This is a genomic window from Riemerella columbina DSM 16469 (assembly GCF_000374405.1).
GTDB lineage: Bacteria > Bacteroidota > Bacteroidia > Flavobacteriales > Weeksellaceae > Riemerella > Riemerella columbina.
In genome coordinates this window covers 48,767-71,553 of the sequence record NZ_KB894273.1, presented here as the reverse complement: position 1 = coordinate 71,553, position 22,787 = coordinate 48,767, and the positions used below count along the sequence as shown (strand labels likewise).

At 46.9% G+C, this 22,787-nt stretch carries 13 protein-coding genes; 10 read left to right on the top strand and 3 right to left on the bottom strand.

The window, feature by feature from the left end:
• The first annotated feature begins 41 nt into the window (after window positions 1-41).
• The 10 genes from C237_RS0110710 to C237_RS0110665 all read left to right on the top strand — a co-directional run bounded on the left by C237_RS0110710 (window position 42) and on the right by C237_RS0110665 (window position 18,774).
• Window positions 42-494, top strand: a complete 453-nt coding sequence (locus tag C237_RS0110710) for a DUF1896 domain-containing protein (RefSeq protein WP_004304266.1) — start codon at window positions 42-44, stop codon at window positions 492-494.
• Entirely contained in the window at window positions 484-6,300 is a 5,817-nt protein-coding gene (locus tag C237_RS0110705) for an N-6 DNA methylase (RefSeq protein ID WP_004291462.1), read from the top strand. The genes C237_RS0110710 and C237_RS0110705 overlap by 11 nt, the downstream gene beginning before the upstream one ends.
• Window positions 6,301-6,966: 666 nt before the next feature.
• A complete protein-coding gene (gene tet(Q), locus C237_RS0110700) occupies window positions 6,967-8,892 on the top strand; it encodes a tetracycline resistance ribosomal protection protein Tet(Q) (RefSeq protein ID WP_018676468.1) in 1,926 nt (641 codons plus the stop codon).
• The gene (locus C237_RS15235; RefSeq protein WP_018676467.1) at window positions 8,892-9,359 is read left to right on the top strand and encodes a hypothetical protein; all 468 of its coding nucleotides are present in this window, start codon (window positions 8,892-8,894) and stop codon (window positions 9,357-9,359) included. The genes tet(Q) and C237_RS15235 overlap by 1 nt, the downstream gene beginning before the upstream one ends.
• A gap of 84 nt (window positions 9,360-9,443) precedes the next feature.
• Window positions 9,444-11,210 carry a hybrid sensor histidine kinase/response regulator gene (locus C237_RS13715; RefSeq protein WP_018676466.1) on the top strand — a complete coding sequence of 589 codons (1,767 nt, stop codon included), beginning with the start codon at window positions 9,444-9,446 and terminating at the stop codon, window positions 11,208-11,210.
• Complete coding sequence (locus C237_RS0110690) at window positions 11,203-12,525, top strand: sigma-54-dependent transcriptional regulator (protein WP_026315643.1); 1,323 nt, start codon at window positions 11,203-11,205, stop codon at window positions 12,523-12,525. The genes C237_RS13715 and C237_RS0110690 overlap by 8 nt, the downstream gene beginning before the upstream one ends.
• A gap of 279 nt (window positions 12,526-12,804) precedes the next feature.
• Window positions 12,805-13,227: a dihydrofolate reductase family protein gene (locus tag C237_RS0110685; RefSeq protein WP_004291474.1), complete on the top strand. Its 423-nt coding sequence runs from the start codon at window positions 12,805-12,807 to the stop codon at window positions 13,225-13,227.
• Between the two features lie 238 nt (window positions 13,228-13,465).
• On the top strand, window positions 13,466-14,071 hold the full coding sequence (locus C237_RS14370) for an RteC domain-containing protein (protein ID WP_004304269.1): 606 nt from the start codon (window positions 13,466-13,468) through the stop codon (window positions 14,069-14,071).
• Between the two features lie 301 nt (window positions 14,072-14,372).
• Complete coding sequence (locus C237_RS0110670) at window positions 14,373-15,503, top strand: ATP-binding protein (RefSeq protein WP_004291480.1); 1,131 nt, start codon at window positions 14,373-14,375, stop codon at window positions 15,501-15,503.
• A gap of 16 nt (window positions 15,504-15,519) precedes the next feature.
• A complete protein-coding gene (locus C237_RS0110665; RefSeq protein ID WP_004291481.1) occupies window positions 15,520-18,774 on the top strand; it encodes a P-loop NTPase fold protein in 3,255 nt (1,084 codons plus the stop codon).
• A 131-nt stretch (window positions 18,775-18,905) separates the two neighbouring features.
• On the opposite strand, the gene mobC is transcribed toward C237_RS0110665, so the two are convergent.
• Genes mobC through mobA form a run of 3 tightly spaced genes read right to left on the bottom strand, consistent with a single transcriptional unit; the run spans window position 18,906 to window position 22,609 of the window.
• A complete protein-coding gene (gene mobC, locus C237_RS0110660; RefSeq protein WP_004291482.1) occupies window positions 18,906-20,924 on the bottom strand; it encodes a conjugal transfer protein MobC in 2,019 nt (672 codons plus the stop codon).
• 30 nt (window positions 20,925-20,954) lie between these two features.
• On the bottom strand, window positions 20,955-22,202 hold the full coding sequence (mobB, locus tag C237_RS0110655) for a conjugal transfer protein MobB (RefSeq protein ID WP_004291483.1): 1,248 nt from the start codon (window positions 22,200-22,202) through the stop codon (window positions 20,955-20,957).
• Window positions 22,181-22,609 (bottom strand): conjugal transfer protein MobA, encoded by a 429-nt coding sequence (mobA, locus tag C237_RS0110650; protein WP_004291488.1) that lies wholly within the window; start codon window positions 22,607-22,609, stop codon window positions 22,181-22,183. Before mobA ends, mobB begins: the two co-directional genes overlap by 22 nt.
• Window positions 22,610-22,787: the final 178 nt, after the last annotated feature.

Genomic DNA, 22,787 nt, shown 5'->3' with positions numbered 1-22,787 from the left:
CCGATTATCCCGTTAATTATCAATCCGCTAAATCCAAAGTAATGAACAACAAGAAGAAAAACGAGGGTCAGACCGACTTTTCCTATTACGGTCTGTACCTGCTGGACTATCTCCGCACGAACAAGTTTGAACAGGCTGACGACACCGCTTTCATACGGGAACGGGCCGACCGTGCCGCCGAAACGTATGAGAGGGCACGGCTTGAAGGCTATCCCGCCGATGGTGCGCAGGAACTGGCGATGGACACGCTGCTGCGCGGGCTGCATTATTCCCGTTACGCCATCCTCCGCGAAGTCGTGGAAAACGAGTTTGCCGATGAAGTGCCGGAAGAGAAGCGTGAAGCCTTTGTCCTGAAACTGCTGCCGCTTGTCGGCAACGTGTTCTCCGTCTATGACCTCTCGGATGACAATTTCGCCCTGTCTTCCGATTACGACCTGCTCTACACGGAGCTGACGGGAGCAACCGTCCTTTACTTAGACGAATATGGCGTTTAACCGCAAACAGAAACTGCGGGACAACATCGAGGCGATACGGACGGCATTCATCCTTGACAGGGAAAATAGGACAGCGACAACCGAAGAGCGTGCCATACTTCAAAGGTACTGCGGTTTCGGCGGTCTGAAATGTATCCTCAACCCTGCAAAGGAACTGACGGATGCCGTCCGGTGGGCGAAATCCGACCTCGAACTGTTCGCCCCGACGGTGGAGCTGCACAGGCTTATCCGTGAGAACAGCAAGGACGAAACAGAGTACAAGCGGTTTGTGGATTCGCTGAAAGCGTCCGTGCTGACCGCTTTCTACACCCCCAAAGAGATAACCGACACCATCGCGGACGTGCTGGCAGATTACAGCGTCCGCCCCGCCCGTATGCTCGAACCGTCGGCAGGTGTCGGCGTGTTCGTGGATTCCATGCTGCGGCACAGCCCCAATGCGGATGTGATGGCTTTCGAGAAGGATCTGCTCACGGGTACAATCTTGAGGCATCTCTATCCCGACCAGAAAATGCGCACCTGCGGTTTTGAGAAAATCGAAAGACCGTTCAACAATTATTTCGACTTGGCGGTGTCCAACATTCCGTTCGGTGACATTGCCGTGTTCGACGCGGAGTTTCAGCGGAGCGACTCTTTCGGCAGACGCTCCGCCCAGAAAACCATCCACAACTATTTCTTTCTCAAAGGACTGGATGCCGTGCGTGACGGCGGTATCGTGGCGTTCATCACCTCGCAAGGGGTATTGAATAGCACCAAGACCTCCGTGCGTAACGAGCTGTTCAGTCAGGCCAATCTGGTATCCGCGATACGCCTGCCCAACAACCTGTTCACGGACAACGCGGGCACGGAGGTGGGCAGTGACCTGATTGTCCTGCAAAAGAACCTCAGCAAGAAGGAAATGTCGCAGGACGAGCGGCTGATGACCGTGATACAGACGGACACGAAAACCGCCCTGACCGACAACGCCTATTTCATCCACCACCCGGAACGCATCGTGCATACGATGGCGAAACTTGACACAGACCCCTACGGGAAGCCCGCTATGGTTTATCTGCACGAGGGCAAGGCAGCAGGCATCGCCGGGGATTTGCGCCGTATGCTCGACGAGGATTTCCATTACAGGCTTGCCATGCGCTTGTATTCGGGTTCAATCCGGCAGGCAGGAACGGAAGAAAAAGTTGCCGTTCAAAATAAAGTAGAGCGTCCTGCCATAAAATTGGAAACAGTATCCTCGGCGCAGACGGTGGAAACTCCGACAGAAAAGCCGCAACCCGCAGATGAAAAGCCGGAGATAGAACCGCGCCCGCAATATTCCGCAGGCGTGCAGCTCACCCTGCTTGACCTCTGGGGGATGACGGAAGAGGTCAGCCAACCGAAAACCTCCAAAAAGAAAAAGACGGTGAAAAAGGCAGTTACGGCAAAGTCCACTCCGCCCAAACCGAAAGTCACGGTTACACCGACAGCTCCAACTGCAAAACCCGCAATGGAGAATAAGGAGGTGAAAGCGGAGAACACCGCCAAGCCTGCCGACCCGGACGACATCTATGCCACACTGGACTGGGATACCAATCCTCCCATCAACGGTTTCTATGAAATGATGATGGGTTTGACGCCGGAGCGTAGGAAAGAACTTCGGGAACTGGCAAGGCAGCATAACGAGAAACAAGTGGCGGAAAAGACGGAAGTGAAAGCCGTGCCGGAAACTTCCCGTGAGCAGCCACGACAGGAGGAAACACAGCCGGAGGCAGTCGCCGCACCTGCCGTTACAGATACCCCATCGGAAGCGGTGGGGACTTTCCTTTTCCCCGACATCGAAGCGGAAAAGCCGAAGGAGGAAGTCGTGGACCTTTCTCCGCGTGCCTACCACCGCACGCCGGAGATGCACCTGCGCGAAGGGTCGCTGGTGGCTGACCGGGGGCGTCATAACATCGGCTACCTGAAAGACATCACGCCATACGGGGCGACATTCCAGCCGCTCGACCTGAAAGGATACCAGAAGGAAAAGGCGTTGTTGTATGTGTCGCTGCGTGACGCCTACGAGCGTCTGTACCGTTATGAATCGCTCCGGCGCGAGGCAAATGTTCCGTGGCGAGAGCATCTGAATACCTGTTACGATGAGTTTGTCATGCGCTACGGCAACCTCAACGCCAAGCAGAACGTGAAGTTAGTGATGATGGATGCGGGCGGGCGCGACATCCTTTCGCTGGAACGGATGGAAAACGGAAAGTTCGTCAAGGCGGACATCTTCGAGCATCCTGTTTCCTTCGCGGTGGAGAGCCATGCCAACGTAGGCTCTCCCGAAGAAGCCCTGTCTGCGTCGCTCAACAAATATGGTACGGTCAATCTCGACTATATGCGGGAGATAACCGACAGCACGGCGGAGGATTTGCTCACTGCCCTGCAAGGGCGCATCTACTACAATCCGCTCGTGACCGGTTACGAAATCAAAGACCGTTTCATCGCCGGAAATGTCATAGAGAAAGCGGAACGCATAGAGGCATGGATGGGTGACAATCCCGAAAATGAGCGTATGCCGGAGGTGAAGCAGGCGTTGGAGGCTCTGAAAGATGCCGAGCCGCAGCGCATCGCCTTCGAGGATCTGGACTTCAATTTCGGGGAACGCTGGATTCCGACGGGTGTCTATGCCGCCTACATGAGCCGGCTGTTCGACACGGAGGTGAAAATCGCCTATTCCGCAAGCATGGACGAGTTTTCGGTGGTGTGCGGCTACCGCACCATGAAAATCACGGACGAGTTTCTGGTGAAGGGGTATTACCGGAACTATGACGGTATGCACCTCCTAAAACACGCCCTGCACAACACCTGCCCTGACATGATGAAGTCCATCGGCAAGGACGAGCATGGCAACGACATCAAGATGCGCGACAGCGAGGGAATACAACTCGCCAACGCCAAGATTGACGAGATACGAAACGGCTTCTCCGAATGGCTCGAAGAGCAGTCGCCGCAGTTCAAGGAGCGGCTTGTGACGATGTATAACCGCAAGTTCAACTGTTTCGTGCGCCCGCGCTACGACGGCTCCCATCAGACCTTTCCCGACCTCAACCTGAAAGGGCTGGCAAGCCGGGGTATCAAGAGCGTCTATCCCTCACAGATGGATTGCGTCTGGATGTTGAAACAGAACGGCGGCGGAATTTGCGACCACGAGGTGGGAACCGGTAAGACGCTGATAATGTGCATCGCCGCGCATGAGATGAAGCGTCTGAATTTGGCACACAAGCCGATGATTATCGGGCTGAAAGCCAACGTTGCGGAGATTGCAGCCACCTATCAGGCGGCATATCCCAACGCACGTATTCTGTACGCTTCGGAGAAGGACTTTTCGACCGCCAACCGTGTGCGCTTCTTCAATAATATAAAGAACAACGACTACGATTGCGTCATCATGTCGCACGACCAGTTCGGCAAGATACCGCAGTCGCCGGAATTGCAGCAGCGCATCCTGCAAGCAGAGCTTGACACGGTGGAGGAAAACCTCGAAGTGCTACGGCAGCAGGGAAAGAACGTGTCGCGGGCGATGCTGAAAGGATTGGAGAAGCGCAAGCACAACCTTGAAGCGAAGCTGGAGAAGGTGGAACACGCCATAAAGTCACGCACGGACGACGTGGTGGATTTCAAGCAGATGGGCATCGACCACATCTTCATAGATGAGAGCCACCAGTTCAAGAATCTGACTTTCAACACGCGCCACGACCGTGTGGCGGGATTGGGAAACAGCGAGGGAAGCCAGAAGGCACTTAACATGCTCTTTGCCATACGCACCATACAGGAGCGCACAGGAAAAGACTTGGGTGCGACCTTCCTCTCCGGCACGACTATCAGCAACTCACTGACTGAATTGTACCTGCTGTTCAAGTACCTGCGCCCGAAGGAGCTGGAACGGCAGGACATAAGGTGTTTCGACGCTTGGGCGGCGATATTTGCCAAGAAGACGACGGATTTTGAATTTAACGTGACGAACAATGTGGTCCAGAAGGAGCGTTTCCGCTACTTCATCAAAGTGCCGGAGCTTGCCGCCTTCTATAATGAAATCACGGACTACCGCACGGCGGAGGATGTGGGCGTTGACCGTCCTGCCAAGAACGAGATACTGCACCATATACCGCCCACGCCGGAACAGGAGGACTTCATACAGAAACTGATGCAGTTCGCCAAGACGGGCGATGCCACCTTGTTGGGCAGGCTGCCGCTTTCGGAAACGGAAGAAAAGGCGAAGATGCTCATCGCCACGGACTATGCCCGGAAAATGGCACTCGACATGCGCATGATAGACCCGAATTACGAAGATCATCCCGACAACAAAGCGAGTCACTGTGCCAAGATGATCGCGGAGTATTATCAAAAATACGACGCCCAGAAAGGCACGCAGTTCGTTTTCTCTGATTTGGGGACATACCAGCCGGGCGACGGGTGGAACGTCTATTCGGAAATCAAGCGCAAACTGACGGAGGACTACGGTATACCGCCAAGCGAGGTGCGCTTCATTCAGGAGTGCAAGACCGACAAGGCGCGGAAGGCGGTGATAGACGCCATGAACGCCGGAACGGTGCGTGTGCTGTTCGGCTCTACCTCTATGCTCGGAACGGGTGTGAACGCCCAGAAACGGTGTGTGGCTATCCATCATCTCGATACGCCGTGGCGACCGTCCGACTTGCAACAGCGTGACGGACGCGGAGTTAGGGCAGGTAATGAGATTGCCAAACATTTCGCCGGGAACAACGTGGATGTAATCATCTACGCGGTGGAGAAGTCACTGGACAGCTACAAGTTCAACCTCCTGCACTGCAAGCAGACTTTCATAAGCCAGCTCAAAAGCGGTGCGATGGGTGCGCGTACCATCGACGAGGGGGCAATGGACGAAAAATCGGGCATGAATTTCTCGGAATACATGGCGTTGCTCTCCGGCAATACCGACCTGTTGGACAAGGCGAAACTGGAAAAGCGGATCGCATCGCTCGAAGGGGAACGCAAGTCGTTCAACAAGGGCAAGCGTGATTCGGAGTTCAAGCTGGAGTCAAAGACCGGCGAGTTGCGCAACAACACGGCTTTCATAGATGCCATGACGGAGGACTGGAACCGCTTCCTGTCGGTGGTGCAGACCGACAAGGAGGGCAACCGCCTTAATATAATAAAGGTGGACGGAGTGGATTCCGCCGATGAGAAGGTCATCGGAAAGCGTTTGCAGGAGATAGCCAAGAATGCCACGACCGGAGGGTTGTACACGCAGGTCGGTGAACTTTACGGTTTTCCGATAAAGGTGGTGAGCGAAAGGATACTCAAAGAGGGATTGGAGTTCACCGACAACCGCTTCGTGGTCGAGGGGAACTACAAGTACACCTACAACAACGGGCATCTGGCGATGGCTGACCCGTTGGCCGCCGCCCGCAACTTCCTCAACGCGATGGAGAGGATACCCTCCATCATCGACCAGTACAAGGCGAAGAACGAGGTGCTGGAGATGGAGATACCGCAGTTACAGGAGATAGCGGGTAAGGTGTGGAAGAAGGAGGACGAGCTGAAGCAGTTGAAGTCCGAACTTGCCGCCCTTGACCGAAAAATTCAGCTGGAGCTTGCGCCACCCACGCCCGAAGTCGCAGAAAAGGAGAATGAAGGGCAACAGCTCAAGCCGGAAGCGGAAGATGTGAGGAACAGGCAGGCGCAATATCCCGAAAATGCACCGCCGCAGATACGCAGTCCGGCGGATAGTATCGTTGCCAACCATGTCATAATCGGGCGTCCGGGACTGTATGCCAAGGAGGAAACCCGGTCCAAAGGATTGAAAATATAACCTAAGGAATTTTATCTGAAGTATTAATAAGGGCTATCCCAAAAGGTCTAAAAGTAAATTTTATCCTTTCTGCAAGTATCTATAGGATGGCAACTGCATTTTTTTCTTTTTGGGCAGCCCTTATTAAAATTTATTCTTATTTTAGGTTATATACATTCATGTCCATTTATGTAAAAAATTCCTGCTGACCTTGTTTATGTCTTGTCAGTCACCATTTGCAAAACCATATTTGACCCTCAAAGAGGCTGAATTTGATAAGTAACTTGCTACATACTCATAATAAGGAGCTAAATAGAACACGAATGGGAAATACACAAATGCTAAACTAAAGAAGATATTGGCCAAAATAAACGCTATACCGAGAGAGAAACTTGATTTTTCAACTTCCTAAAACGGTGTTGTTCAAACATTTCTACTTATTTGTACTTGCCAGTTGAACCTACGCTTCCCTAATAAAATGTCTATGGTAAAAAGTTAAAAAATCCTCCCACTTTTGTTAGATATATTTTTTTGTGTAATTTTGTAATCGTTATGCGGCAGTAATAATATACATATTAATACGAGTTAGTAATCCTGTAGTTCTCATATGCTACGAGGAGGTATTAAAAGGTGCGTTTCGACAATGCATCTACTGTAGTATATTATTGCTTAATCCAAATGAATATTATGAATATTATAAATTTAGGAATTCTTGCTCACATTGATGCAGGAAAAACTTCCGTAACCGAGAATCTGCTGTTTGCCAGTGGAGCAACGGAAAAGTGCGGCCGTGTGGATAATGGTGACACCATAACGGACTCTATGGATATAGAGAAACGTAGAGGAATTACTGTCCGGGCTTCTACGACATCTATTATCTGGAATGGAGTGAAATGCAATATCATTGACACTCCGGGACACATGGATTTTATTGCGGAAGTGGAGCGGACATTCAAAATGCTTGATGGAGCAGTCCTCATCTTATCCGCAAAGGAAGGCATACAAGCGCAGACAAAGTTGCTGTTCAGTACTTTACAAAAGCTGCAAATCCCGACAATTATATTTATCAATAAGATTGACCGTGCCGGTGTGAATTTGGAGCGTTTGTATATGGATATAAAAACAAATCTGTCGCAAGATGTCCTGTTTATGCAAACTGTTGTCGATGGATCGGTTTATCCGGTTTGCTCCCAAACATATATAAAGGAAGAATACAAAGAATTTGTATGCAACCATGACGACGATATATTAGAACGATATTTGGCGGATAGCGAAATTTCACCGGCTGATTATTGGAATACGATAATCGCTCTTGTGGCAAAAGCCAAAGTCTATCCGGTGCTACATGGATCAGCAATGTTCAATATCGGTATCAATGAGTTGTTGGACGCCATTTCTTCTTTTATACTTCCTCCGGCATCAGTCTCAAACAGACTTTCAGCTTATCTCTATAAGATAGAGCATGACCCCAAAGGGCATAAAAGAAGTTTTCTTAAAATAATTGACGGAAGTCTGAGACTTCGAGACGTTGTAAGAATCAACGATTCGGAAAAATTCATCAAGATTAAAAATCTAAAGACTATTTATCAGGGCAGAGAGATAAATGTTGATGAAGTGGGTGCCAATGATATCGCGATTGTAGAAGATATAGAAGATTTTCGAATCGGAGATTATTTAGGTGCTGAACCTTGTTTGATTCAAGGATTATCGCATCAGCATCCCGCTCTCAAATCCTCCGTCCGGCCAGACAGGCCCGAAGAGAGAAGCAAGGTGATATCCGCTCTGAATACATTGTGGATTGAAGACCCGTCTTTGTCCTTTTCCATAAACTCATATAGTGATGAATTGGAAATCTCGTTATATGGTTTAACCCAAAAGGAAATCATACAGACATTGCTGGAAGAACGATTTTCCGTAAAGGTCCATTTTGATGAGATCAAGACTATATACAAAGAACGACCTGTAAAAAAGGTCAATAAGATTATTCAGATCGAAGTGCCGCCCAACCCTTATTGGGCCACAATAGGGCTGACTCTTGAACCCTTACCGTTAGGGACAGGGTTGCAAATCGAAAGTGACATCTCCTATGGTTATCTGAACCATTCTTTTCAAAATGCCGTTTTTGAAGGGATTCGTATGTCTTGCCAATCCGGGTTACATGGATGGGAAGTGACTGATCTGAAAGTAACTTTTACTCAAGCCGAGTATTATAGCCCGGTAAGTACACCTGCTGATTTCAGACAGCTGACCCCTTATGTCTTCAGGCTGGCCTTGCAACAGTCAGGTGTGGACATTCTCGAACCGATGCTCTATTTTGAGTTGCAGATACCCCAAGCGGCAAGTTCCAAAGCTATTACAGATTTGCAAAAAATGATGTCTGAGATTGAAGACATCAGTTGCAATAATGAGTGGTGTCATATTAAAGGGAAAGTTCCATTAAATACAAGTAAAGACTATGCATCAGAAGTAAGTTCATACACTAAGGGCTTAGGCATTTTTATGGTTAAGCCATGCGGGTATCAAATAACAAAAGGCGGTTATTCTGATAATATCCGCATGAACGAAAAAGATAAACTTTTATTCATGTTCCAAAAATCAATGTCATCAAAATAATGGAGCGGTCAGGAAATTTCTATAAGGCAATACAGTTGGGATATATACTTATCTCCATTCTTATCGGATGTATGGCATATAATAGCCTCTATGAATGGCAGGAGATAGAAGCATTAGAACTTGGCAATAAAAAAATAGACGAGCTCCGAAAAGAAATAAACAATATCAATATTCAAATGATAAAATTTTCTCTATTGGGTGAAACAATACTGGAATGGAACGATAAAGATATCGAGCATTACCATGCACGGCGTATGGCAATGGACAGTATGCTTTGCCGTTTCAAGGCCACCTATCCAGCAGAGCGCATCGATAGTGTGCGCAGTCTTTTAGAGGATAAGGAACGACAGATGTTCCAGATAGTCCGGTTAATGGATGAACAACAATCTATTAACAAGAAGATAGCCAATCAAATTCCGGTTATTGTGCAGAAAAGTGTGCAGGAACAGTCCAAAAAGCCAAAATGAAAAGGTTTCTTGAGCATCTTCGGCAAAAAAGAGGGAACGAAGCCAACGACAACAACGACTACGCTCCGTTCATCCAATAGAAACATGGTCAACGAACAGAATGCGCAGAGCCGTCGATTGTCAGAACAAGCCGATAGTCTTGCTGCTCGTAATGCAGAACTTAACAGACAACTGCAAGGATTGATTTGCCAAATCGAAAAGAAGGTGCAATCTGATTTACAAAATAGAGAAAGCGAGATAACAGCCATGCGTAAAAAATCATTTATGCAGATAGGCGGCTTGATGGGATTTGTTCTTTTGCTGTTGGTCATTTCCTATATCATCATACACCGTGATGCAAAGAACATTAAACGATACAAACGCAAGACAACGGATTTGATCGAGCAATTGGAACAGTCCGTGCAACAAAATGAGATACTCATAACCTCCCGAAAGAAAGCGGTATATACTATTACCCATGAGTTGCGTACACCACTGACGGCAATAACCGGCTATACCGAACTTTTGCGGAAAGAATGCAATAGCGGTAATAATGGGCAATATATCCAAAATATACTGCAATCCTCCGACCGTATGCGGGATATGCTCAACACTTTGCTTGACTTCTTCCGCCTGGACAACGGCAAGGAACAGCCCCGTCTGTCACCCTGCCGGATTTCTGCAATCACGCACACACTTGAAACGGAGTTCATGCCTGTTGCCGTGAACAAAGGGTTGTCCTTGTCCGTGAAGACTGGACACGATGCCATTGTATTGACCGACAAAGAGCGAATAATACAAATCGGGAATAACCTGCTGTCAAACGCTGTCAAGTTCACAGAAGAAGGCGGTGTTTCTTTGATTACTGAATATGATAATGGAGTTCTGACACTGGTCATTGAAGATACAGGTACAGGCATGACAGAAGAGGAACAGAAACAAGCGTTCGGTGCGTTTGAACGTCTATCAAATGCCGCTGCAAAGGAGGGTTTCGGGCTTGGGCTTGCCATAATGCGTAATATTGTGTCGATGCTTGGCGGAACAATCCGTTTGGACAGCAAGAAAGGGAAAGGCAGTCGTTTCACAGTTGAAATTTCTATGCAGGAAGCTGAAGAACAGCTTGGATATACAAGCAATACACCTGTTTATCATAACAATAAATTCCATGATGTTGTCGCCATTGACAATGATGAGGTATTACTTCTAATGCTGAAAGAGATGTATTCCCAAGAAGGAATACACTGCGACACTTGCACCGATGCTGCGGCACTGATGGAAATGATACGCCAGAAAGAATACAGCCTGTTGCTGACAGACTTGAATATGCCTGGTATAAACGGTTTCGAATTGCTGGAACTGTTGCGTTCGTCCAACGTGGGCAATTCACCAACAATCCCGGTGGTTGTGGCAACCGCTTCGGGCAGTTGTAACAAAGGGGAACTATTGGCAAAAGGCTTTGCCGGATGCCTGTTCAAGCCGTTCTCCATATCGGAACTGATGGAGGTTTCCGACAGGTGTGCCATAAAAGCGACACCGGACGGGAAACCGGACTTTTCCGCCTTATTGTCCTATGGCAATGAAGCCGTCATGCTGGAAAAGTTGATAACTGAAACAGAAAAGGAAATGCAGGCGGTACGGGATGCAGCAAAAGAAAAAGACCTGCAAAAGCTGGATTCCCTGATCCACCACCTGCGCAGTTCGTGGGAGGTGCTCCGTGCCGACCAACCGCTGAATGTACTTTACGGATTGCTTCGTGGCGATGCTCTCCCGGATGGTGAAGCGTTAAGCCATGCCGTGACTGCTGTGCTGGATAAGGGAGTGGAAATAATACGGTTGGCAGAAGAGGAAAGGAGAAAATACGAAGATGGATAAGACAAAAATAATTGTGGTGGAAGACAACATCGTGTATTGCGAATATGTCTGCAATATGCTGTCACGGGAGGGCTACCGCAATATGAAGGCTTACCACCTCTCAACCGCGAAGAAACATCTGCAACAGGCAACAGATAATGATATCGTGGTTGCCGACCTGCGTCTGCCTGACGGCAGTGGCATAGACCTTTTGTGCTGGATGCGAAAGGAGGGAAAGATGCAGCCCTTCATCATTATGACCGACTACGCCGAAGTTAATACCGCCGTGGAAAGCATGAAACTCGGCTCGATAGACTATATTCCCAAACAGCTTGTGGAGGATAAACTTGTCCCCCTGATCCGTTCCATACTGAAAGAACGTCAGGCAGGACAACGCCGTATGCCTATATTCGCCCGTGAAGGTTCCGCCTTTCAGAAAATCATGCACCGCATAAGGCTGGTAGCCGCCACCGATATGAGCGTGATGATATTTGGTGAGAACGGCACGGGCAAGGAGCATATTGCCCACCTGTTGCATGACAAGAGCAAACGTGCAGGCAAGCCATTTGTGGCGGTGGACTGCGGTTCACTCTCCAAAGAGCTTGCACCGTCGGCTTTCTTCGGACACGTCAAAGGTGCATTTACAGGTGCGGACAATGCCAAGAAAGGATATTTCCATGAGGCGGAAGGCGGCACGTTGTTTCTGGACGAGGTAGGAAACCTCGCGTTGGAAACCCAACAGATGTTGCTCCGTGCCATACAGGAGAGGCGGTATCGCCCGGTCGGAGACAAGGCAGACCGGAATTTCAATGTCCGCATCATCGCTGCTACCAATGAAGATTTGGAGGTATCGGTGAATGAAAAGCGTTTTCGGCAGGATCTTCTGTACCGCCTGCACGACTTCGGGATAACCGTTCCTCCGTTGCGTGACTGTCAAGAAGACATTATGCCGCTGGCAGAGTTCTTCCGTGATATGGCAAACAGAGAGCTGGAGTGTAGCGTGAGCGGGTTCAGTTCCGAAGCACGTAAAGCGTTGCTGACACACGCATGGCCGGGCAACGTGCGGGAACTTCGGCAGAAAGTTATGGGTGCTGTATTGCAGGCGCAGGAAGGTGTTGTCATGAAAGAGCATCTGGAACTTGCCGTGACGAAACCGACCTCTACTGTCAGCTTCGCCTTGCGCAATGACGCGGAGGATAAGGAGCGGATATTGCGTGCGTTGAAACAGGCAAACGGCAACCGGAGTGTCGCCGCAGAACTGCTCGGCATAGGCAGGACAACACTATACAGCAAACTTGAAGAGTATGGACTTAAATATAAATTCAAGCAATCATAGCCCGTAATTCACTGAATTTGGCTATCTTTGCATAACATTTGAGAAAAACGGCGATTGGCAGGAGCTTTTCGCCGCCAACATATAGGATAAGACCGCAAGGCGTTTCAAGCGAAAATCTGGTAAATTGGAACTACGGAGACGATTGCGTGATGCTTATGCTATGCTTACGCATAGCGTGCATTCACGTACTCTCCGTAAAGGCTTTACCAGAGCCATCGCTTGAAGGTAGTGTGAATTGCACGCTACTTTTTTACCCTTGCCTAACGAAAGGAAACGATTATGGGTAAAGTTCAGATTCTCGCCGTACTGACGATGGACGGATGTCTTTCTTCAGAGTTATATGATAAAGCACATCAGGATTTGTGCCTTGACCGTTGCGGTCTTGATGAAATCAGGAAGAAAGCCTTTTACCGTGTGACACCGGACTATTCCATTTCAATGCTGCACGAATGGAGAAAAGACTGCACAAACATCCGTTACCTCGCGGAAGCCACACCGGACACGGCAGACTATATAAACGGACTGCTGCGGATGCACGCTGTGGATGAAATCATACTATACACCGTTCCTTTCATATCCGGAAGCGGACGACATTTTTTTAAGTCGGCTCTGCCAGAGCAACACTGGACGCTTTCCTCTTTGAAAAGCTATCCCAACGGTGTATGTCGCATTATCTATATCCTTGATAAAAAAGCAAGATAGCCAAAATGTGCGGCAAGCATACATTTCTATTTTCAGGAATAGAATAAATGTTCCGATTACAAACAATTTAAGTCGGAGATAATTTGTCCTTGTGAAAAAATACTGAATTTTATACCTCTGAAATCCAGCACTTTGTAAAATTGAGTGTTGGATTTTTTATTTTCTGCCGCGTTTTTTGCCAATTATATTCATGTGCGCACGCAGAAAACAAAGTGTAATTTTCAAAATTGACAGAACCATGAATTATTTCTTGCTGGCGGAAACCGACTTTTTCCGCCTGATAAACGAAGCCGGCGACTGCAATATGGAAACGGCATACACGGCTTTCGCCACCCAAGTGATCGAACTGTGCAACGGCGGCATGGACATGAACCTTACCGTCATCGCGCTTGCCTACATCGAAATCGAGTTGCAGCACCATCCCGTACGTAATCTGTCAGAAGAAAAAAGAGAGATTGCCGCCTACGTCAGCAAGGCTCTGTCTTTCGTAAGAAAGATGCAGAAATTCCTTGCCACGCCCCAAGTGCCACCACTAATATCCGCCAACAACGCAACAGAAACCACCGCCAGCCTTCTTCAATGGACGGGCAATGCCATCGACCTCGTGGAACTTATCTACGGCATAGACGTGATGGGCTGCATCAACAACGGCAATATGCCGCTCAAACAGCTCGCCCCACTTCTCTATAAGATATTCGGGGTTGATTCTAAAGACTGCTACCGCTTCTACACTGATATCAAACGCCGGAAGAACGAAAGCCGCACCTATTTCATTGACAGGATGCAGGAAAAACTGAACGAGAGAATGTTGCGTGATGAGGAGTTGGAGCGGATGAGAAAATAAAAAAATATCCATTACATATGAGAAGACAGGAATACTCGTATCCTGTCTTTTTATTTTCATTTAATTATATATTAATTAGCACAATATATGTGAGTTTTTCATTCCTATAAGGACAAATTTCAGAAACGTATGTCTGGTAAATTATTGAGTCATCATAGTATGAACATATATCATTACTAAAAACAATGAAACAACTTCCATAAGATTGTGGTTGTAAAAATCGCCATTTAATAGCCCGTTTTTTTTGTAAAATTCGCCAATTAAAAAAATATGATTATCTTTGCATTATATTTTATAAGGTATGGAAACAGTAAATAGAATACTTCAAGAGAAGATTACAGCACGAATCGCGCCCAATAAAGCAGTACTGATTTTTGGTGCTCGCCGTGTTGGTAAAACGGTAATGATGCGTAAAATTGTGGACAACTATTCAGGTAGGACGATGATGCTCAACGGCGAAGACTACGACACATTAGCACTATTGGAGAATCGCTCAATAGCCAATTATCGGCATTTATTGGATGGTATTGATTTGCTGGCTATTGATGAGGCACAGAACATACCACAAATCGGTAGTATTCTGAAGTTGATAGTTGATGAAATACCGGGAATAAGTGTCTTGGCAAGTGGTTCTTCGTCATTCGATTTGCTGAATAAGACTGGTGAACCGTTGGTCGGCCGCAGTACGCAATTTCTCCTTACACCATTCTCGCAACGGGAAATCGCACAGACGGAAACGGCACTTGAAACCCGCCAGAACCTCGAAGCGCGCTTGATTTACGGTTCCTATCCCGAAGTAGTAATGATGGAGAACTATGAACGTAAAACAGACTACCTACGTGATATTGTCGGTGCATACCTGCTTAAAGATATCTTAGCAATTGACGGCTTAAAAAATTCGAGCAAGATGCGCGATCTACTGCGATTGATAGCTTTTCAGTTGGGCAGCGAAGTTTCTTACGAAGAGTTAGGTAAACAACTCGGCATGAGCAAGACGACCGTTGAAAAATACCTCGACCTATTGGAAAAGGTCTTCGTTATCTATCGTCTGGGGGCTTATTCGCGTAACCTACGCAAGGAGGTTACAAAAGCTGGCAAGTGGTACTTCTACGACAACGGCATTCGCAATGCCATTATCGGGGCTTTCTCACCGCTGGCCATTCGGCAGGATGTCGGTGCGCTGTGGGAGAACTACATCATCGGAGAGCGGCGCAAAGCGAACTTCAATGAGGGACTGCACAGGGAGTTCTATTTCTGGCGCACCTACGACAAACAGGAAATCGACCTGATTGAGGAGAGTGCCGACAGTCTTACCGCCTTGGAGTTCAAGTGGGGAAATAAAATGCCGGCCGCACCGAAAGCCTTCCAAGAAGCCTATCCCTATGCCGAGTTTCATGTGGTAAATCGGGAGAATTATTTGGAGTTCGTATAATCAATAAATTACGTATATGGAAACAAAACTACAATCCAAACAGCAATATCCGCGGTTTATCCAAAATAAACCGTGTGGTATTGACAAATTCGATGGAGGTTCGCAAGAAAGGTTGGCAAAAACTATTGCTCGCCATTTTTGTCAGAATGATTCATTGGATGAGGAATGTACTTTACCTCGAATTATCGGCATCGAAGGTATTTGGGGATCTGGAAAATCCAACGTGGTTAAAATGTTGGAACGTGAATTATCAGACGACTATTACTTTTTTGAGTATGACGCATGGGGACATCAAGAGGACTTGCAACGCCGCTCTATATTGGAATTGCTTACAAGCAAACTTATTGATGATGGTATCCTATCTGGAAATGCAACAATAAAAGTCAAAGGTGGAGGTACGAAAACCGTATCATGGTCTGAAAAGCTGAAATATTTATTAGCCCGTAAAACGGAGACCGTAACCGAAAAATATCCCCTTATCAGTAATGGTATGGTTGCGGCATTTTTGGTTGCAGTTTTAACTCCGATATTTACATTTATTGCGTATGCAGTAAAACCTACACCCACAACATGGTGGTTTTCTTTATTGTCTATTATCATAGCTGCACTGCCAGTTCTTATTGCATTGTGCGTTTGGAAATGGGCATATAGCAAAGATCATAAATATGGATGGAGTTATATGTTAGCTATTTATCAAGATAAAGTCGAAAAGGACGTTTGCTATGAGACTTTGAGCGAAGACGAACCAACGGTTTACGAGTTCAAAACATGGATGCAAGACATTTCTGATTTTATCAAGGAAAAAGGACAACGTAAATTAGTCCTTGTTTTTGACAACATGGATCGTCTCCCCGCTGAAAAAGTAAAAGAATTATGGTCTTCTATCCATACGTTCTTCGCCGATAGCGGTTTTGAAAATGTTTGGGCTGTTATTCCTTTCGATGAAACACATTTAGCTTGTGCATTCGGAGATGAGACCGACGAACAAACGAAACAACTGACCAAGTATTTTATCAATAAAACTTTCCCTATTGTTTATCGTGTTGCTCCTCCTGTTATTACCGACTATCGAAGTATATTCAACAAACTGTTTGTTGAAGCATTTGGAGAAACAGAAAATGAAGCGAAAGAAACTATAAATCGGATATTCAGATTGGTAAATCCTAATGCCAATGTTAGGGAAATTATATCATATATCAATGAGATGGTCGCTCTTAAACAAGAGTGGTGTAACGAAATTTTGATGATAAACATAGCATTGTTCTGTTTGAAGAAGACGGATATTCTGGCAAATCCAGTAGAACAAATATTGTCCGGCGACTATCTGAATGGCATTCAAACAATAATTAACAATGATCTGCAAACACAACGCGAAATTGCAGCTTTGGTATATGGTGTCGATGTTGAAGATGCTCGACAAATTCCATTGAAAAAATATATTGAAGGCTGCATCAACGGAGAAGAAGACCACGACATAAATCAATATGCAGAGACTAATAAACAATTTGACACTGTATTAGAAGAAGTTATACAATGTATGGACAATGCGCTTATCGATAAGATTATACATTGTTTGCATAAATTAACTCGAAAGAGCGATGTTATTCTGCGTGTATGGCAAAGAATAGCACAATTGAAATTAAAAGAATCCATAGAGAAGCAGGTGTTCCCTGTCGAATACCAAGAACTGCTGTTGCATTTAGACACGGAAAGCCAAAACCATGTGATTGCTCAATTATATAAGAAGATAGTTCGGTTCAATGACTTCAATGGCGGCGACTATTTCAAAACGTTAGATGCAATAGACAGGTTTATTGCGCAAAATAAGTTGGCGTGCGATTTTACGTCATTGATTGAAGCAAAAACAGTCAAGCCAAATACATTTATCGATTATATTCAAGCTGCAAATGCAACAGATGCTGCCTATCGGGATAACGCGACAACTAAAGCATATAAATATTATCAAGTAGCAACAAATTCGGAGGCGCTCGATAATTATTTGGCAAACTTACTACCCGATAATTTCGACCATGCAGATATTGTAAAAACGTTAAAAGATAATTCTACCTATACGTTTCCAACGCTTTTGCAAGCGATCACGAATTGCATTGATGAACAGAATGTAAATAAAGATAATATAGGGGCTATATTTACAACCTATCGTTTATTGGCATCTGACGAAGAAAGACCTTTACCTGTAACGTTAGATTCAACCTACATAAATCAGTTGCATTCTGAATTAGAAACTGATGGCCGAAACATTAAAGAGTCTGGATATTACGATTTAGTCGCCATGCAATTGGCACATGGTCATTCCGTTTCCTTAATAGAGGGTGGAGATATAAAATATGTTGCAGAACTCATGGACTATTATGTGGATCATGGAGACTTATTAGTAAATAGTGTGGGATGGAATATACCGCTATTAAATGAAACACTACAATACATGGTAAATCATAAACTTGGCTATAAATTATTGCTCTCAGACATATTGCCCCAATTTGAAGATATTAAGAACAGAATAGGTGTAACGGATGAGGTATTTATCGAGCATTTAGCAGAGTGGAATACCGATTTGGATAAGTATATCACTAAGAACAATATTAAAGATGTAATTCCTGACGCATCTTTTTACGATTTGACCACTAAAATAAGCAATGTCCTGACCGATCATATCAATAAAATAGCGTTCGAAGCGTTGTCTGAAATAAGTGTTGATACATTATACGCCCAAAGAACAGCACATACATCATATTATTGGTTTGTCGCAATAAAACATTTACTGGCTAAAATCAAATCCTTGCCAGATAACTTGACTGAATTTGGCAAAAAGATTCTGATGGATATTGCTTCTGGAACTCAAAGTTTGAATCCTTTCCCTAATTGTTTCAAGAATATAGTTGAAAGATTGGATAAACGAAAAATTAAATCGACAGTTACCGATATAAGAAATGATTTCTGCATCGGTAAAAAGACTATCAATGCAATAAAGTTTCAATTTTTCGAAACATGGCTTAGATCGCATGGTAATTTGAAAAGTCAAGCTGGAGACGTTATTGATAAAATAGTGAAACCTGTAATTTCCGATGGGGCATGCCGTTCATTGATTCTGCAAAACAAAGATTTTTATATGGATTTAATAAATACAGCAGGGGATGATGCTTATGAATTGAAAAAGAGTCTCCGAAACCTCATACAAAAAGATTCAGATCCGCAATTGGTTAAATTTGTCAATTCGATAGATTCAGTACCTGAGGTTGAAACCGCGTAAGTATTTGTCTAACAAGTCCGAATTTTACGATTTTACCCGTCAGAACTGAAGTGCCCCCCAAAAAAATTGTATCCAACTTTTGGGGGTCACTTCAAACTTCGATAGGGATAATTTTCAATTTTGGGGACTTGTTAGACAGTCTCATTATCTGGTAGCAGTTTACACAGCACCGGATCGTTTTTGATACGCTCCAGTTCCTCCTGCACAATCTGCTTCACCTCTTCCTTGATGCGCCGGTAGTTCGCCTGCACCGTTTCCTTCATGCGGTCGTTGCCGTCCTCGTCCGTGAAGTTTGTAATGACGGGAATTTTCTTGTAGGCACTTTCTTCCCGTTTCACCTTTTCGGCATCCACCACAATCTCGCAATGAAAAATCTTCTGCTCGATACGCTCGTTGAAGTTGTCGGATACAGAACCGACAAACATTCCCTGCGTAAGCCCGGAAATCTTACTCGGTGGAATGAGCGCGTCCATCTGCGTGTTGATGGAGGTGGAAACATCCTGCCGGTTGATGGAGATGGACTGCCGTTTCTGCAACACCTTACCGAACCGCTCGGAGAGCGTCTTGGCTGTTTCCCCCACCACCTGACCGGAGAAAATATTGCCGACAGTGTTCATCACCACTTTCGCCTCTTTGTCCCCGTAGTCACGCACTAACTGGCTGAAATCCTGAAAGCCCAGACACACGGCAACCTTGTTGCTTCGGGCGGTAGCTATAAGATTGTCCAACCCTTTGAAGTATATTGTGGGCAACTCGTCGATGATGACCGATGACTTCAGCATCCCCTTCTTGTTGATGAGCTTCACGATACGGGAATTATACAGACCGAGTGCCGCACCGTAGATATTCTGACGGTCGGGATTGTTACCCACGCAGAGGATTTTCGGCTCTTCGGGATTGTTGATGTCCAGCGTAAACTCGCTGTCTGACATCACCCAGTAGAGCTGCGGTGAAATCATCCTCGAAAGCGGGATTTTTGCCGACGCTATCTGACCCATGAGCTGCTCCGCAGCCCCTCCAAGCCACGCATCCATGAACGGCGAAAGGTAGTTCTCCAGCTCCGGATAAGAGGTCAGTATCGGAAATATATCCTCGTAACGGCGGTTCAGAAACTCGATAGCATGGGGAAACGTGCAAAACTTCCCGTTCTGATAGATTTTGAGATACCAGATAATACTGGCAAACAGAATGATAGGTGACTCCACGAAGAAGTCGCCCTGCTTTTGCACCCACGTTTTATTGAGGTTGAGCATTATTGTGTAGGCACTCTCATAGGCATCCGTAATATCTTCCATAAAATCCGGGTGAATGGGATTGCACCGATGAGAGCGTCGCGGGTCGTCGAAGTTGATCACATAGAACTTCGGCTTTACCTTGTAGCCGTCCGGGTGGTTCAGCAAATGGTTGTAGGCAATAGTAGATAGGTCGGGATACTTGAAATCGTAGATGTATTGACTAAAGCCCTTTTCAATCTGTTGCTTGATAAAATTGTTTACCACGGCATAGGACTTGCCGCTGCCCGGCGTACCCAACACGATGGACGCACGGAAGGGATTAACTACATTGATCCAACCGTTGTTCCAGCGTTTCCTGTAATAGAAACGTGTCGGCAGATTGACCGAATACTCGCTTTCGATAAGCCTCGTTTCCTGCATGAAACTCTCGTTCTCGTTGTTGAAAACATCCTCCATCAAATTGTGTTTCAACAGGCGGCTCATCCACAGACCACCCATCAACAGGCAGACATAGCCCGTTCCAATGGTAAGGACATACAGTCCCGTCACCGCTTCAAGCGGCAGCGGCAGGGGCAGCAACCACCAGTTCAGGAAAAACAGCACGAACCCGACGGCAAATGCTGTCCAGATTCTCCCCCAAGTGATTTTCTCACCCTTGACACCCTTCGTACCCAGACAGGACAAGGCAAGCAAAAGGACGGAAAACAGCTTCGTGTAGAGAATGGAATGGAACAGCCCCGCCGTGCGGTCGAAGTTCAGAAGGATTTTGTCCACCACGCCGATGTTCACGCCCCACAGCCGGATGGCTTCGTAGCAGAACCAGTACACGTTCATGACCACTAAAATGATACTCACGGCACGCAGAAAATCCATGATTTTCGCCAATGCCCTCAAATCGTCTTCTTGTTGTGACATACATTGATTTTTTAATTGTTGATACTCTGATTACATACCCAAGCCCTTGCGTTTTTTCTTCTTTTTGCGCTTCATCGCCCGGATGAAAGCCTCTTCCTCGGCATCTACCGCCGGACCTTCGGGAGTGAGCAAGCCCATACCGCCCGATATATCTTCACTGTCGTAGGCGGTCTGCCCGTGTGCCTTGTCCGCAGCATCCACAGGGATGGATAGCGGTATCGGCGGTTGTCCGGCGTATGGCAGGGTGAAGTGTTCCTGCAAGGCATTCGCCGAAAGCTCCTTACCCATGCGCGAACCGTTCAGCACGCATCCCGTGCGGTGGTCGATGAAGGTAGCCCCATAGATGCGCCCTTCCTCTGTGTAGCGCAGTACGGTGTCGATGCCCTTCTCTTTGAGTTGGGATACAAATTTGTCCTTGTCATAAGTGCCTTGCAGCACGGAAAGGACGGTGCGTTTCGTCATGTCTGCCAGTTTCCTATCCTTGATTTCCGATTTGGAACGGACAAACTTCTTCTGTACGGCTTCATAGCCTGCGGACTTCCCGAAAAGCGAGGATTTGAACGGGTTGCCCACCTTGTTACCCTTGTCGTCCGTGACGGAATAGACCAGCCCGTGATACTCCCGTCCGCGCACGTTGCCCCTCGCTTCCTCCACCGTCATATTATATAAGGAAAGGAGCGCACGGTATTCGCCCATCGTCTGGAAACGGTACTGCCCATTCAGAGCCTTCACGGTGTTGCCTACCTGCTTCTTCACATCACCTGCCGATGCGGCCACCTTGCGCAACGGATTATCCAATCTCTGATTTTTACGTTCTGCCGGATGCAATCCGTACTTCTGTTCCAGTTCCCTGCGGATACGGTCGCTGCGGCGGTAGAGAAAATCCCGGTTGAGCCTTTTCCCGTTCTCGTCCACGTTGACCGTCACGATGTGCAGGTGGTGGCGGTCGATGTCCTCGTGCTTGAATACAAGATAAGGCTGGTTTCCGAAACCGAGTTTTTCCAGATACTCGCGGGCGATATTCTGCAACTCAATATCGGTCAGCACATCCTCCGGGTGCGGGTTGAGAGAGATATGCACCACCGGCTTCTCGATCTTCATCTGCGGTGGCAGGAAGGTGAGAAAACCCTCCATCGCCTTGCCTATGTCCACCGTTCCCGAACCGTCATTGTAGATGCGGTTGGTGGTGAGAAGCCGCCCCTGCGCCTCGTTAATCTTCTCCCCGTTGTAGGCAATCGCGCCGTACAACGAACTTCCTACACTGATTTTTGCGACCATTTTGCCTCCATTTCCCTTGAAAGTTCCACAATCCGGCGGCTCAGTTTCACGAGTTCGACGGTGTGTTGCTCTAATTTGTAGAGCAACGCCATCGCCTTTTTCTCTGAAAAATGCAGCCTCAGTTCCTTCACGACTTGGTTGTAATTCGTACCCACGGCACGGAATTGTGCATGAAAATCCGACAGTTTGGTGTAATAGTCCACCAACGTCTTGTCCACCTTCAGCACCTTGAACGGTTGCCCGAAGAAGTGCGCTTTGAGGAAAACAGACCGTGCATAGACACCCGATTTTCCGAACATGGCGAGGAAACGGTTGTGTTCCTCCTCGTTGAAACGGACGGTGTACCGGTACACCGCCGGATCAAGTTTGGGATTTCTCCCTGATTTGCTTTTCCTTTTCTCTTTCATATTACTTTGGATTTAGCGGATTGACGGCATAAGCCGCCGCTTCGGATTACAGCACCGCAGTTCTGAAAGGCTTCCCGACTTCGGAGGGAAAGCCCGCCCCCTGCAAGGGCAAGTGCTTTTCGTGGCTGCTCAAAATATTTTGAGCGGCTGAAAAGACATCTTGCTATGTTCAGGTGAA

Bases quoted from the DNA above. Each gene is read 5' to 3' on its own strand.
- C237_RS14370 (WP_004304269.1), top strand. From the start codon at position 13,466: ATGAATTATTTCTTGCTGGCGGAAACCGACTTTTTCCGCCTGATAAAC.
- C237_RS0110665 (WP_004291481.1), top strand. From the start codon at position 15,520: ATGGAAACAAAACTACAATCCAAACAGCAATATCCGCGGTTTATCCAA.
- mobB (WP_004291483.1), bottom strand. From the start codon at position 22,202: ATGGTCGCAAAAATCAGTGTAGGAAGTTCGTTGTACGGCGCGATTGCC.
- C237_RS0110670 (WP_004291480.1), top strand. From the start codon at position 14,373: ATGGAAACAGTAAATAGAATACTTCAAGAGAAGATTACAGCACGAATC.
- C237_RS0110690 (WP_026315643.1), top strand. From the start codon at position 11,203: ATGGATAAGACAAAAATAATTGTGGTGGAAGACAACATCGTGTATTGC.
- C237_RS15235 (WP_018676467.1), top strand. From the start codon at position 8,892: ATGGAGCGGTCAGGAAATTTCTATAAGGCAATACAGTTGGGATATATA.
- C237_RS0110705 (WP_004291462.1), top strand. From the start codon at position 484: ATGGCGTTTAACCGCAAACAGAAACTGCGGGACAACATCGAGGCGATA.
- mobC (WP_004291482.1), bottom strand. From the start codon at position 20,924: ATGTCACAACAAGAAGACGATTTGAGGGCATTGGCGAAAATCATGGAT.
- C237_RS13715 (WP_018676466.1), top strand. From the start codon at position 9,444: ATGGTCAACGAACAGAATGCGCAGAGCCGTCGATTGTCAGAACAAGCC.
- C237_RS0110685 (WP_004291474.1), top strand. From the start codon at position 12,805: ATGGGTAAAGTTCAGATTCTCGCCGTACTGACGATGGACGGATGTCTT.
- mobA (WP_004291488.1), bottom strand. From the start codon at position 22,609: ATGAAAGAGAAAAGGAAAAGCAAATCAGGGAGAAATCCCAAACTTGAT.
- C237_RS0110710 (WP_004304266.1), top strand. From the start codon at position 42: ATGAACAACAAGAAGAAAAACGAGGGTCAGACCGACTTTTCCTATTAC.